This is a genomic window from Streptomyces sp. NPDC031379 (assembly GCF_055569615.1).
In genome coordinates this window covers 85044-96396 of sequence record NZ_JBVIIT010000022.1, presented here as the reverse complement: position 1 = coordinate 96396, position 11353 = coordinate 85044, and the positions used below count along the sequence as shown (strand labels likewise).

Annotated in this window: 10 protein-coding genes and 1 pseudogene; 6 read left to right on the top strand and 5 right to left on the bottom strand. The window is 72.8% G+C overall.

The window, feature by feature from the left end; translation table 11 throughout:
- Positions 1-648 (top strand): annotated as a pseudogene (locus ACZ5CW_RS29125) (hypothetical protein); the annotation flags it as partial.
- Between the two features lie 3 nt (positions 649-651).
- Here ACZ5CW_RS29125 and ACZ5CW_RS29120 read toward each other — a convergent pair.
- Complete coding sequence (locus ACZ5CW_RS29120) at positions 652-2625, bottom strand: YncE family protein (RefSeq protein ID WP_468606470.1); 1974 nt, start codon at positions 2623-2625, stop codon at positions 652-654.
- Positions 2626-2743: 118 nt separating this feature from the next.
- Entirely contained in the window at positions 2744-3985 is a 1242-nt protein-coding gene (locus ACZ5CW_RS29115; RefSeq protein WP_468606468.1) for an amidohydrolase, read from the bottom strand.
- 97 nt (positions 3986-4082) lie between these two features.
- On the opposite strand from ACZ5CW_RS29115, the gene ACZ5CW_RS29110 reads away from it, so the two are divergent.
- Both ACZ5CW_RS29110 and ACZ5CW_RS29105 read left to right on the top strand, forming a co-directional pair.
- On the top strand, positions 4083-4931 hold the full coding sequence (locus tag ACZ5CW_RS29110) for a helix-turn-helix domain-containing protein (RefSeq protein ID WP_468606466.1): 849 nt from the start codon (positions 4083-4085) through the stop codon (positions 4929-4931).
- Entirely contained in the window at positions 4891-5088 is a 198-nt protein-coding gene (locus tag ACZ5CW_RS29105) for a DUF397 domain-containing protein (RefSeq protein WP_468606464.1), read from the top strand. Before ACZ5CW_RS29110 ends, ACZ5CW_RS29105 begins: the two co-directional genes overlap by 41 nt.
- Positions 5089-5090: 2 nt before the next feature.
- On the opposite strand, the gene ACZ5CW_RS29100 is transcribed toward ACZ5CW_RS29105, so the two are convergent.
- The gene (locus tag ACZ5CW_RS29100; RefSeq protein ID WP_468606462.1) at positions 5091-5270 is read right to left on the bottom strand and encodes a hypothetical protein; all 180 of its coding nucleotides are present in this window, start codon (positions 5268-5270) and stop codon (positions 5091-5093) included.
- A 109-nt stretch (positions 5271-5379) separates the two neighbouring features.
- On the opposite strand from ACZ5CW_RS29100, the gene ACZ5CW_RS29095 reads away from it, so the two are divergent.
- Positions 5380-6723, top strand: coding sequence for a tetratricopeptide repeat protein (locus ACZ5CW_RS29095; RefSeq protein ID WP_468606460.1), 1344 nt, complete (start codon positions 5380-5382; stop codon positions 6721-6723).
- A 64-nt stretch (positions 6724-6787) separates the two neighbouring features.
- Here the strand turns inward: ACZ5CW_RS29095 and ACZ5CW_RS29090 are convergent, their stop codons facing one another.
- Positions 6788-7570 (bottom strand): hypothetical protein, encoded by a 783-nt coding sequence (locus ACZ5CW_RS29090; protein ID WP_468606458.1) that lies wholly within the window; start codon positions 7568-7570, stop codon positions 6788-6790.
- 362 nt (positions 7571-7932) lie between these two features.
- Between ACZ5CW_RS29090 and thrS the strand changes: the two genes are divergently transcribed.
- Together thrS and ACZ5CW_RS29080 are read left to right on the top strand one after the other, a co-directional pair.
- Positions 7933-9156, top strand: coding sequence for a threonine--tRNA ligase (thrS, locus tag ACZ5CW_RS29085; RefSeq protein ID WP_468606636.1), 1224 nt, complete (start codon positions 7933-7935; stop codon positions 9154-9156).
- Between the two features lie 76 nt (positions 9157-9232).
- Positions 9233-10201 carry a nucleoside hydrolase gene (locus ACZ5CW_RS29080; RefSeq protein WP_468606456.1) on the top strand — a complete coding sequence of 323 codons (969 nt, stop codon included), beginning with the start codon at positions 9233-9235 and terminating at the stop codon, positions 10199-10201.
- 10 nt (positions 10202-10211) lie between these two features.
- On the opposite strand, the gene ACZ5CW_RS29075 is transcribed toward ACZ5CW_RS29080, so the two are convergent.
- Entirely contained in the window at positions 10212-11141 is a 930-nt protein-coding gene (locus tag ACZ5CW_RS29075) for an LAETG motif-containing sortase-dependent surface protein (protein ID WP_468606454.1), read from the bottom strand.
- Positions 11142-11353: the final 212 nt, after the last annotated feature.

The following is an 11353-nucleotide window of genomic DNA, read 5'->3' as shown; positions in this document are numbered from 1 at the left end:
TCCCCCCCCCCCCCCTCCCTCCCCCCCCCCCCCCCCCCCCCCCCCCCCCCCGGCCGGCGGGGCCCCGCCGAGCCGTCGTACATGAAGGCCGTGGCGACGCTGCTCAGGAGCGGACACCGGCCGCCGTTGGAGCTGGTGCACCAGCAGGCGCTGGACCGGATCGCGCAGGAGGCCGCGGGAAACCTGCTGCTGTCCCACCCCGGGGGCTTCTCCCCCGGGCCGGCGGCGGCCGATCCCCACGCCGCCATCAGTGCCGCCGTGCAGGCCGGGCGGCATGCGGAGGCCGACACGATCGCCGCCCGGCACGAGCTGGCCGCGGTACAGGCGCGGGGGCCCGCCTCCGAGGACGCCCTGCACTGGACCGAGGTCCGGGCGGATCTCGCGATGTTCTCGGGGGACGCGGTGCGCAGTTGCCGGGCCTGGCTGGCGGTCGCCGGAGTGCGGCTGGCCGCGGGGCAGGCCGTGGACGCGCCCGCGGTGGAGGCGGCCGTGGACCGTGCGCACCACCAGTGGGGCCGTATCGAGGACGCGGCACGGGCCCGTGAACTCGGGCCCGCGCTCGCGGAGTTGAGACTCAAGGTGCCGGGGCGCCGCAGCGGCGCGCTGGAGAACGTCCAGCGGCAGCTGCGGCAGCTGCAGGCCCAGTAGGCCTCAGCGGGTGAAGGTGAAGTACTTCCAGGCGCCGTGCGTCGTGGAGTTCACCGTGTCACCGGAGGAGCTGTTGATGTACGAGGAGCGGACCCGGAAGCGCCAGCCGACGTCCTGGCCGTGGTCGCCGGTGATCTGCACCTTGGAGACGCCGTCGGAGCCCAGCGCGAACCAGGCCGGGTCACCCGGGTACCAGGTGCCCTGGTAGTAGATCTCGTACTCGAACTTCTGCTTGCGGCCCTTGTAGTACGGCATCTTCGTCGTGATCAGCGGGTTCTTGGACTTGTGGAAGAAGTAGTACGTGTGACTCCACGTGTACTTCGACTTGTAGTGGTTGCCGACCGACGTGGACACGCTCACCTTGGCGCCGACCGTGCTCGCGGCGGAGGCCGGCTTGTAGCGGGAGTCGCCGGCGAACTTCGCGGTGACCTTGGTGTCCCGCTTCAGGTCCAGGGTGACCGAGAGGTTGCCGTCGGAGTTGACCTTGCCGGACTTCACCAGCTTGTTCGGCTTGTCGGAGCCGAACGGGTCGGCCCAGATCTCCACCGTGCGGTTCTTGTAGGTCTTCCCGAGACGGGCCGTGAACTTCACGTCCTTGCCGTACGAGTAGACCTTGCCGTTGTTGTTGATGGTGAGCGCCGGCTTGGCGCGCGAGACGTCGACGGAGTCGGAACCGGAGCCCGCCGTGTGGTCGGCGTCACCGGCGTAGGCGACCTTGTACTTCACCTTGCCGCCGGACGGCGGGGTGTCGGCGAAGGAGAACGTGCCGTCCGCCTTGGTGGTCACCGCGGCCAGGGACTTGCCCTTCGGGGACTCCAGGTCGGTGCGGGTGACGGTCAGCCTGGTGCCGGCGGGGAGCGCCAGTTCGGAGGTGACCTTGCCCTTGACGGTGAGCTTCTTGGCGCGGGCGGCGGTGGCCGGGGCGTCCACGGTGATGGTGGTGACCGCCTTGGTGGGCGAGGTCAGGACGCGCAGCGAGTGGACGCCGTCGCTGTTGGAGGTCACCGCGAACAGCCGCGAGCCGTCCGGGGCCCAGGCCAGGCCGGAGTCGGCCAGCAGGTCGGAGCCGCTGGTACGGCCGGTGTTGGGGAAGTCGTAGGTGCGCACCGCCTCGTGGCTGCCGGGCCGGAAGACGTAGACGTCCGGTTCGTAGGAGCCGTCGATGCCGGCCGCGACCGTGCCGTCGGGGGCGATGGCGACGGAGTTCGGGTACGCGTCCGTGACGTACTTGCCGTCCTCGCCGAGGTCGGAGGTCCTGAACACCTGCTGGTAGTACGGCGCGCCGCTGGCCACCACGACGTCCTTGCCGTCGGGGGTGACCTGAAGGTCGCCGAGGTTGCTGCCGGCCTCGCCGGTGCTCGCCAGCTTCGTGGCGGTGCCCGAGGAGACGTCGTAGGAGGCCAGAGTGACCGGGCTCTGCCCGAGAGCGCCCGCGACCAGCACGCCGGAGCCGGGCGCGGCGTCCAGCAGCGGCGCCGAGGACCAGCTGTCGTCCTGGCCGAGCGTGACCTCGTGCCGCTCGCTCGTCAGGTCGACGGAGCCGATGCCGCCCTGCGCGGCACCGCCGTAGCCGAACCACAGCCTGCCGCCCGCCAGGGCGACGCTCAGCGGCTTGTCGCCGACCGGGTAGCGGGTGGTCTCGGCGTCGGTGGCGGTGTCGATGACGGCGATGGCGTCCCGATCCCGCACGGCCGCGTAGAGCGTGCCGGAGTCGGCGGACAGCTCCAGGCCGCCCACGCCGGAGAGGTCGGCGGTCAGCTGCTTGACGACGTTGCCGGCGTAGTCCGTCACGACGATCTTGCCGTTCAGCGGATCGCTGACGAAGATCTGCCGGTGGACGCCGTCGACCACGATGTCACCGGTCTGCCTGACCGGAAGGATCTTGCTGCTGTCGGCGGACGCCGGAGTGGCGGAGAGCGCCGCCGAGCTGAAGAGGACCGCCAGGGCGGTGGCGGACGTAAGGGTGCGCATACGCACGCTGATTCGAACCCCCCGGATCGAATGAAGAAGTGAGCGCCACGCGGCACGGCTGTCGTGTGTGTCCCCTGTGGGCCGTGTGTGGCGGATGGGTGAAGACTAGGCCCGGAAGACTAGGTCATGCCACTGACAAAAGAGCGAGCGCCCCGGAGACCAGCGTGCGCACCCCGGGGGCGACGGTGGACAGGTCGGGCGCGAAGTGGGGGCTGTGGTTGCTCGGCACGGCCCAGAACTTCTCGGCGAGCGTGTCGCCCGGGGCCTGCTCCCACACCTCGGCCGGGGTGGTCGTGACGAACCAGTACGAGTACGGGATCGCACCGAGCGCCAGCTCCGGGAAGTCCTCGCTGCCCATCGCCGCCCCCGGGTCGAACACCGTGCCCGCGCCGAACACTTCGCCGTGCACGGCGGCCACCGTGGCATCGGTGCCGGCGTCGTTGACCGTCATCGGGAAGGTGTTGCCGACCGTCACCTCCGGCTCGCGGGGGCAGCCGGCGGCCAGGCACTCGCCGTGCGCGATGCGCCGGACCGCCGCCAGCATCCGCTGCCGGACCTCCTCGGACTGAGTGCGCAGATTCAGGGCGATGCGCGCCTGGGCGGGGATGATGTTGTGCCGGGTGCCCGCCTCGACACGGCCCACGGTCAGCACCGCGGACTCACCGGCGGCGATCTCCCGGGAGACCACCGTCTGCAGCCGGGTGACCAGATAGGCGGCCGTCACCACCGGGTCCACCGTCGCCTCCGGGCGCGAACCGTGTCCGCCCCGGCCGTGCACCACGATGTCCACGTCCGTCGAGGCCGACATGATCAGACCGGGCGCGTGCGGGAACAGCCCCGCCGGCCCCGGAGCGGCATGCTGCCCGAGCAGCACGTCCGGCCGCCCGAACCGCTCGTACAGCCCGTCGGCGAGCATCCGGGCCGCGCCCTGCCCGGTCTCCTCGGCGGGCTGGCCCACGACCAGCAGGGTGCCGTGCCAGGTCTCCCGCCCGGCGGCCAGCGCCTCGGCGGCCCCGGTCAGCCAGGTGACGTGCAGGTCGTGCCCGCAGGCGTGCATCACCCCGGCCGCCCGCGAGGCGTACGGCAGCCCGGTCGCCTCCTGCACCGGCAGCGCGTCCATGTCGGCCCGCAGCAGCACGGTCGGCCCGTCCCCGTTGCGCAGCCGGCCCACGACCCCGGTGCCGCCGACCCCCTCGGCGGTCTCGAACCCGGCGCCCCGCAAGCGGCCGGCCAGCTTTCCGGCGGTGCGGTGCTCGCGCAGGGACAGCTCGGGATGGCGGTGCAGATCCCGGTAGAGGTCCTCCAGCGCCGGGACGGCCGGGCCGGAGGTGAGGTCCAGGGCGGTGCGGGCGGCGGCGGAGGTCATGCGCGCAGGCTAGGTGGGTTTCACCGTTCCCGGTACCCCGGCGCCACTGTCCGGTTACGCTCAGCTACGAACCGTACGTGAGGAGGTGGCGCACGCCATGGGAAACGTCCGCGAACTCGACCCCAGTGCCTCACCGTTGGACTACTTCGGCTACGAGCTGCGGCGAAAGCGGGAGGACGCGGGACTGACCCAGAAGGAGCTGGGCTCCGTGCTCTTCTGCACGGGGTCGCTGATCGGCCAGATCGAGACCACGCAGAAGGTCCCGACGCGGGAGTTCGCCGAACGGGCGGACGCGGCGCTGGTGACGGACGGGTTCTTCTCACGGCTGGTCGGACTGGTGCTGCGCAGCCAGCTGCCGAGCTGGTTCCAGCCGTTCGCGGACCTTGAGGCCCATGCGACGTACATCTCGACCTACCAGGCACAGATGATCTATGGCCTGTTGCAGACCGAGGCGTACGCACGTGCGGTGCTTGCCACGGGTATGCCGGGCAGGCTCGACCAGTTGGTGGCTGCGCGCATGGAGCGCCAGCGCATCCTGATGCGGGAGCGGCCACCGATGAGCTGGGTCATCCTGGACGAGGCCGCACTGCGCAGGCCTGTCGGTGGCCGTGAGGTCATGTACGACCAGCTCGCCCACCTGTTGAGCTTCCGCGACCGCAAATGGGTACGCATTCAGGTGCTGCCGTTCCACGTCGGCGAACACGCGAGTCTCATCGGTTCGTTCACGAGTCTGCGCTTCGACGATCACCCTGATCTCGTCTACACGGAGGACCTGATCTCGGGACACATGACGGCCGACCTGGACACCGTCAGGGAAGCGGTCCTCCGTTACGCTCACTTGCAGGCATCTGCCCTCTCCGTAGAGGATTCGGCGGCACTGATCAAGCGCGTGATGGAGGAACGCTATGGGCACACACCAGACCCTGACGGACGTGCAGTGGCGTAAGTCCTCGTACAGCGGAAACACCGGCGGTGAGTGCCTCGAAGTCGCCGCTCTCCCCGCCCTCGTGGCCGTCCGTGACTCCAAGAATCCCGGGTACGGCGCTCTCAGGCTCACGCCGGAGGCCTTCGCCGCGTTCGTGAGGTTCGCCGCCGAGGCGTGACGTCAGGGCTGAATCGTCCGCGCCGTCGTCGGCGGCTGCGTGGTCGCGTCCGGTGCCGCCGCCCGTGCCGGGCCCGCGTTCGCCGCCGCGAGCAGAGCCGCCACAGCGATCACGGCCGCGGCGAAGGCCCTCGCGTACCGTGCGTTGGTGCGTTCGCGGGCGGCGGATGAATGTCCGAGCACGGCGTCCTCGCAATTGCAGCGACGGGTTAAACCTGCTTAATCCGCCGTTTAACCTAGGGCTGCACACGTCGAACGGCAAGACGCACCAGGGGAGTTGGGGGCCGCGCGCATGCGAGAGCGGGATGATCCGCAGGTCATCGGACGGCGCGTGCAGCGGTTGCGCACCCAAAAGGGGCTGACCCAGAAGCAGTTGGCCGAGCCCGCCTACACACCGGCCTACATCTCCACCCTGGAGGCGGGCCGGGTACGGGCCTCCGACGAGGCGCTGCGGCACATCGCCGGGCGGCTCGGGGTGGCCTTCGAGGAACTGGCCGTGGGCCGGCCCGCCCACCTCGCCACCGACCTGCGGCTGCGGCTCACCGAGGCGCAGCGCGTCCTCGCCGACGGCAGGGCCGAGGAGGCCGCCGCGCAGTACACGGCACTGCTCGCGGAGGCCGAGACGCACGGGCTCGGCTGCGAGCAGGCCACCGCGCTGCTCGGGCTCGGTGAATGCGCCCTGGAGACAGGTGAGTTGCAGGGCGCGCGCGAGTGCTTCGAGCGGGCCGAGGAGTGCCTGGACGGCGAGTCGCTGCCGGTGCGCGTGCCCGCGGTGCGCGGCCGGGCGGTCTCCCACTACCTCGCCGGTGAACTCCGCTACGCCGTCTACCTGCTGGAGTCCGCACTCGACGAACTCAACCGCGGCGGCCTGCACGATCCCGACGCCCTGCTGCTGCTCTACGCCAGCGTCATCGGCCCGTACATGGACATGGGTGCCCACGCCCGCGCCGCCCAGGCGGCCGAGTTCGCCCTCGCGCTCGCCCCGCGGGCCGCCGACCCCGCGCTGATCGCCCGGATGCACCGCTCGGTCGCCCGCACCCTGCTCGCCGAGGGCCGGGTCGCCGAGGCCGACGCCTCCCTCGCCAAGGCGGCGGAGCTGTACCGCCAGCTGCGGCTGCGGACCGAACTGGCCAACTGCCACTGGATGCGCGGCTACGTCTACGCCCAGGACGGCGAGCTGGAGCGGGCGGAGGGCGAGCTGCGCCAGGCGCTCGCCATGCTCTCGCAGACCCGGGCCGCCCTCTACCGCAGCCAGGCCGCGGTCGAACTGGCCGATGTGCTGCACCGCCGGGGCAAGTCCGCGGAGGCCGCCGAACTGCTCGAGGGCGTCGTGGGCGACTTCTCCTCCGAACGCGGCGCGGTCCACGCCGCCGCCGCCCACCGCCTCCTCGGCATCATCGCCGAGGACACCCGGGACACCGAGGCGGCCGAGGAGCACTACGTGCGCGCGCTGAGCCTCCTGGAACGCGCGGGCGCCGCCGGCGACCTGGCCGACCTGTGCCGGATGCTGGGCGACCTGCTGCGCCGCACGGGCCGCGTCGAGGCGGCCCTGGACGCCTACCGCACCGGCCTCGGCCACCGCACGGCCCCGGGCACCACCACACTGGGGCCGGCACCGGCCCAGCCGCCGCTGTGACCCGAGCCGGCCGCCGGTCCGCGGCCGCCGGACGACCCCGGTCCCCCGGCGCGGGCCCGGCGCGTCAGACCTGGGCCCGGCCCTGCTTGCGGATGTCCGCCAGGCGCAGTGCGCCGATCTGCACGGCGGCCTGGGTCGCCTCGTTCGGCACGTCGCCGAGACCGCCGTTGGTCAGGGCGAAGGCGTCCTCGCCGACCCGGACGGCGGCCACGTCCATCGTGAGCACGTACTCCTCCCCCTCGGGCGTCATGGTGGCGATCCTGAGGCGCAGGCCCTGGCGCGCGTCCCCGACCTCGGGCAGAGGTGCGTCGATGATCTGCACGTCCTCCTGGAGTCCGGTCTCGGTGGTGGCGGTGAACCGGGCGCACTGCACGGGCATCGTCCGCAGCCAGGACAGCACGGCGTCGACGTCCGCCGGGCGGCGCGCGCCGATCTGGTAGCGCAGCTGGGCGTCGGTGTCGGCGTCGTCCAGGCCGACGGCCGCACGGGCGGGGCCGCCGAGGAGTTCGTCGCTGTAGAGGGCGTCCAGCAGCCGCTGGCACTGCCCGGCCGTGGTGGCCGCCTTCAGCAGCCCGTCCCGCCAGGTCGCCGCACCGCGCGTCGCGGTCCAGGGGGCGCCCAGGTCCGACTGGGTGATGAGCGCGGCCTGCGCCTGTTCGTCGCTGAGCGAGGAACCGTCGGCCCGCGTGGACGCCTTGGGCGCCGGGCTCGTCCGGTCGATCGTGGGGAACGGGTGCGGCGCCGACTCCGGGTGCCGCAGGGCGAAGGCCGCGCAGCCGCCGACGGCGATCAGGCCGGCGGCCGTCAGGGAGAGAAGGAGGCCACGGGGGCGTATCTCGGCGGTCATGCGGGGTGCCTCCTGGGCTGCGTACCGGTGAGGCCGGCGGGGGCCGGTGGGGGGTGCCTGCCTCTCACGGCACCACCGCCCCGACGGCCCCACCAGCGCTCCGGGCCGTCCGGGTGAGGCGTTACGGCAAACGCGGCCCCGCGAAAACACGTGGCCGGACCCCGGGCCCGCTGCTAACGTCCCGATCCATGCAGCGCGCCCAGCAGTGCCCGTCGAGCACGACGACGCCGGAGACCGTCCCGGCGCGCTGACACCTGACCAGCATCGAAGCCCCGGGGCGAGCGCCCCGGGGCTTCGGCGTTCCCGCCCCCCGGGTCCCCCGCCCCGCCTCACCCCACGGAGGGACCCCGATGAACGACCGGCTGCCCGACCACCGCCGCCTCGGCCGCGAACTCGGCCTGTTCGACACCGACCCGCTGATGGGCGCCGGCCTGCCGTACTGGCTGCCCGACGGCGCGGTCGTACGGCACACCCTGGAGGAGTACATCCGGGAGGCGGAACGCGCCGCCGGATACCGGCACGTGTACTCGCCCGCGCTCGGCAAGCGGGAGCTGTACGAGACCTCCGGGCACTGGGACCACTACAGCGACGACATGTACCCGCCGATGCGGCTGGGCGCCGAGGAGTCCGAGGAGGTCGTCCTGCGCCCCAGTCTCTGCCCCCACCACGCCCTGATCTACCGCTCCCGCACCCACAGCTACCGTGAACTGCCGCTGCGTATCGCGGAGTTGGGCACCATGTACCGTGCCGAACGCTCCGGCGTGCTCGGCGGCCTGACCCGCGTACGCGCCATCCAGCTCAACGACGCGCACATCTTCTGCACCCTGGGCCAGGCGGTGGAGGAGGCCCGCGCGGCCCTGGAGCTGATCGCCCGCGCCTACGCCGACCTCGGCATCGAGGCCGTGCGCCACCGCCTCTCCCTGCCCGGCGGGGGCGGCAAGTACGTGGCCGACCCGGACCTGTGGAGCCGGGCCACCGCCCTGCTGAGGGAGGTCCTCACCGAGTCCGGGGTGGCCTACGAGGAGGCGGAGGGCGAGGCCGCCTTCTACGGCCCCAAGATCGACGTCCAGGTCGCCGACCCGGCGGGCCGCGAGTCCACCCTGTCCACCGTGCAGATCGACTTCCACCAGCCCGCCCGCTTCGACCTGCACTACATCGGCGCCGACGGGGCCAGGCACCGTCCGGTGATGGTGCACCGCAGCATCATCGGCAGCGTGGAGCGCGCGGTGGCCCACCTGATCGAGGCGCACGGCGGCGCGTTCCCGGCCTGGCTGGCCCCCGTCCAGCTGGTGGTGCTGCCGGTCGCCGAGGAGCAGGCGGAACAGGCGGCGGAGCTGGTCCGGCAGGCCCTGGCGCTGGGGCTGCGCGCCGAACTCGCCGGGCCCGAGCGGGGCAGCCTGGGCTCTCGCGTCCGCGCGGCGCGCCTGGTGCCGTACCAGGCGGTGATCGGTGCCCGCGAGGCCGAGGCCGGCCTGGCGGCCGTACGCCTGCGGGACGGCCGCCGCCCCGGGGCCTTCCCCGTGGCCGGGCTGCTGCGCCGGATCGCGGGCCGGGTGGCCGCGCGCGGCACCGTCCTGTGGGAGTGAGCGCCCGTCGCACCACCCGGCGCCGGTCGCCCCGCTCCGGCCTGATCTAAGGTCGGCACGACGGAAGGAGTCCGCCGTGACCGGTCAGCCCATTCCCGTGATCATCGACTGCGACACCGGCGTCGACGACGCCCTGGCCCTGCTGTTCGCCGTGCGCCACCCGGGCCTGGACCTGCGGGCGGTGACCTGTGTGGCCGGGAACACGGACGTCGACGGGGTGGTCCGCAACACCCTGACCGTGCTGGAGCAGGCGGGCGCCCCCGACATCCCGGTGGCGCGGGGCGCCGAGCGCCCCCTGATCGAACCGGCCCGCTCGGCCCGGCATGTGCACGGCGTCGACGGCATGGGCGACCTGGGTCTGCCCGCGCCGACCCGGGCCCCGGCCGCGGAGGACGCCGTGGCCCTCCTGCGCCGGGAGATCCTCGCCTCCCCGCGCCCGGTGACGCTGATCCCGACCGCGCCCCTGACGAACATCGCCCTGCTGCTGCGCACCCACCCCGAGGTGACCCGCAACATCGAGCGGATCGTGTTCATGGGCGGCGCGGTGGCCACCGGGAACGCCACGCCGGTCGCCGAGTTCAACGTCTGGCACGACCCGGAGGCGGCGGCGATCCTGCTGACGGCCGGGGTGCCGATCACGATGTACGGCCTCGACGTCTTCATGCAGGTCGTCGTCCCCGCTCCCGAGGTGCACCGGCTGCGCGCGAGCACCGAGCCCGGCACCCGCCTGGCCGGCGAACTCCTCGCCCACCGGCCGACCACCCAGGGCGGCGAGCCGGAGGCGGAGGAGGCGGGCGGCCTCGGCGACGCGGGCGCGGTGTGCGCGGTCGCCGACCCGCAGGGTCTCGCCACGCGCCTCCTCCCGGTCGAGGTCTCCCTCGCCCCCGGTCCGACCCGCGGCCAGACCGTCGTCGACCGCCGGCCGCGCCCCGGCGAGTCCGAGATCCACGAGGGCCGGCGCGAACAGGCCCTCGTGGACGTGGCGTTGCGGGTCGACGTGGACCGCTACGTCAAGCTGTACCTGGAGACGGTGGACCGCTCGTAGCGCGTCCGGCTCACCTTCCGGCGGCCCGCCGGCGACGCGTGGCGACCACCAGCGCACCGCCACCGGCCAGCAGCACAGCCGCTCCGCCGGCGATCAGGCCCGAGTTCCCGCCGCCACCGGTCTCGGCGAGGTCACCGTCCCCGCCGTTCGCCGAGGGGGCCGGAGCCGCGCTGGACGACGTGGACGGCGAGGAGGCCGGGGCGGGCGAGTCGGTGGACGCCGTCTCCTTGTCCCCCGGCGTAGGCGTGGCCGAGCCCTCCGCCGGGCCCGACGGCGTGACGGACGTGCTCGGCGTCGGCGCGGGCGTCTGCGTCTCGGTCGTGCAGTCCTTCGTCCCGCCGTTCCACGCGGCGATCAGCTTGTCCTTGATCACCGGACGGTCCGGGCCCTTGGGCAGCTCCCCGTGCTCGAACCCGTCCTGCGCGTCGAGCTTGCCGTCGAACTTCACGGCGCCCCGGTAGAGGTCGATCTGGGCGAAGCAGCCCGCGTCCGGCACCGCGATGTCGAGGGTGTCGGTCTGACCCGGCTTGACGTTCACCGTGTCGAAGTCGACGAAGACCTGCTCGCCGGAGGTGGCGAAGGTGGCGCCGTGGGCCTGGTACGAGGCCAGCGAGGCGGTGCACGTGCTCGCGTCCCCGGCCGCGCGGACCGTGATGTGGACCTTGCCGTCCGCCGTCGGCCTCAGGTTCTGGTCGTCGACCTTCACCGAGTCGTAGAAGTCGGTGCCGTTCAGCGAGAACTGGCAGCGGTCGGTGCCGGTCTCGGTGCCGGCCCCCGTGCCGGGCGCGTAGTGGCCGCCCGCCTTCCAGCCGTCACCGCCGGGCGCGCCGCCGTGGGCCCAGGCGCCGGATGCGGCGGCGACGGAGGCGGCACACAGGGCGAGCGACGCGGCGCCCGTCCCCAGCAGGCGGCGCGCGGTGACTCGTCTGGCTATGGACATGGAGATCCCATCGCAGAAGCTCGAAAGAGCAGAAGAAAGTCGGAAGGAACACTGGGCTCATCGGTCATATGCGCCACGGTGTGAGGACATGGTGATCGGCGGCGTTTAAACCTGTCAACCTGCGGTGATGCACGGGTAGTTCAGGTGGTCATCACAACTTCGCCACACAGGGAGTGATCCCCTCCGCAACGTTCGAATGTTCCCTTTCCGGG

Coding starts and splice junctions, on each gene's coding strand:
- ACZ5CW_RS29105 (WP_468606464.1), top strand. CDS start 4,891: ATGGGCACACACCAGACCCTGACGGACGTGCAGTGGCGTAAGTCCTCG.
- ACZ5CW_RS29095 (WP_468606460.1), top strand. CDS start 5,380: ATGCGAGAGCGGGATGATCCGCAGGTCATCGGACGGCGCGTGCAGCGG.
- ACZ5CW_RS29110 (WP_468606466.1), top strand. CDS start 4,083: ATGGGAAACGTCCGCGAACTCGACCCCAGTGCCTCACCGTTGGACTAC.
- ACZ5CW_RS29075 (WP_468606454.1), bottom strand. CDS start 11,141: ATGTCCATAGCCAGACGAGTCACCGCGCGCCGCCTGCTGGGGACGGGC.
- ACZ5CW_RS29115 (WP_468606468.1), bottom strand. CDS start 3,985: ATGACCTCCGCCGCCGCCCGCACCGCCCTGGACCTCACCTCCGGCCCG.
- ACZ5CW_RS29090 (WP_468606458.1), bottom strand. CDS start 7,570: ATGACCGCCGAGATACGCCCCCGTGGCCTCCTTCTCTCCCTGACGGCC.